Here is a 1,417-nt window from a genome sequence, read left to right as displayed (position 1 = left end):
GTGCGGACCCCCGTCGGGCAGCTCCCGGCCGCACCGCCCGCCGTCGCGCTCCCCACTGCCGGACTCCCCGCCGTCGGCCAGGACGGGACCGCCGGCCGACCGCCGCTCACCAGCCGGGAGGTCGCGCTGGTCCGGGCCGGCCTCGCCGCCGTCGAGCCGGACGCCGACCGGGCCACCGCGCACTTCTTCGCGCTGCTCTTCCTGCGCCACCCCGAGCTCCGCCCCTCCTTCCCCGCCGCCATGGACGTCCACCGCGACCGGCTGTTCCGCACCCTGCTGGCCGTCGTGCGCGAGATCGACCAGCCGGTGGCCCTGCGCGCCACGCTGACCGGGCTCGGCCGTGACCACCGTCGGTACGGCATGCTGACCGGGCACGACGCCGCGGTGGAGGAGTGCCTGGTGGCGACGCTGGCCCGGTACGCGGGCGGCCACTGGGGCGCCGAGGCCGAATCGGCCTGGCGCCGCGCCTACCGGATGATCTCCTCGGCCGTGATCGAGGCCGCCGAGGAGGACGCCCGCACCTCGCCGCCCTGGTGGCAGGGCGAGATCGTCCGGCACGAGCGCCGCACCCGGGACGTCGCGGCGATCACCGTCCGCCCGGACCAGGCGTACCCGTTCCGGGCCGGGCAGTACGCCGCTCTGGAGACGCCCTGGTGGCCGAGGGTCTGGCGGCAGTACTCCTTCGCCGGTGCGCCCCGCCCGGACGGGCTGCTGACCTTCCACGTCAAGGCCGTCCAGGCGGGCTGGGTGAGCAACGCGCTGGTCCACCGGGCCGCGCCCGGGGACGTGCTGCGGCTCGGTCCGGCGGCCGGCTCGATGACCGTCGACCACGCGGCGGGACCGGACCTGCTCTGCCTCGGCGGGGGCACCGGCATCGCGCCGATCCGCGCCCTGGTCGAGGAGGCGGTCGAGCACGGCGTGTCCGGCCGCCGGGTCGAGGTGTTCTACGGGGCCCGCCGGGCCGAGGAGCTGTACGCGCTGGGCGAGCTGCGCGAACTGGCCGCGCGGAACCGGTGGCTGACGGTCCGTCCGGTGCTGTCCGGCGGCGCCCCGGCGGGTGTCCTGCTGCCCGGGGGCCTGCTGCCCGGCGGGCCGCTGACCGGCGAACTGCCCGAGGTGGTGAGCCGGTTCGGCCCGTGGACCGGGCGCGAGGCGGTGCTCAGCGGGCCGCCCGCGATGGTGCGCACGGGCGTCGGGGCACTGCTGCGGGCCGGGGTGCCGGCCGAGCGGATCCGGCACGACCCGGTCGGCGACCCGACCGCGGGTTGATCACCCGAGGTCGGGTGCGAGGAGCGCGCGGATGCCCTCGATGTTGGCCGCCAGGTATGAGTTCGCGCGGCAGCCGCCCGGTGCGGCGCAGCTCCGCGTAGGCGATCCGGGCGCCGCGGGCGGCCAGCCGGTACTGCACGCCGCGCAC

General features: G+C 77.7%; 1 protein-coding gene. It reads left to right on the top strand.

The window, feature by feature from the left end:
* The coding region (locus ACIQOV_RS41355; RefSeq protein WP_401056292.1) for a globin domain-containing protein at positions 1 to 1,269 on the top strand (1,269 nt) is incomplete at its 5' end.
* Between the last annotated feature and the right edge of the window lie 148 nt (positions 1,270 to 1,417).

The sequence above is a fragment of the Kitasatospora sp. NPDC091257 genome (genome assembly GCF_044757675.1).
In the GTDB taxonomy this organism is placed as follows: domain Bacteria; phylum Actinomycetota; class Actinomycetes; order Streptomycetales; family Streptomycetaceae; genus Kitasatospora; species Kitasatospora lactacystinica.
This window is presented reverse-complemented; position numbering and strand designations above follow the sequence as displayed.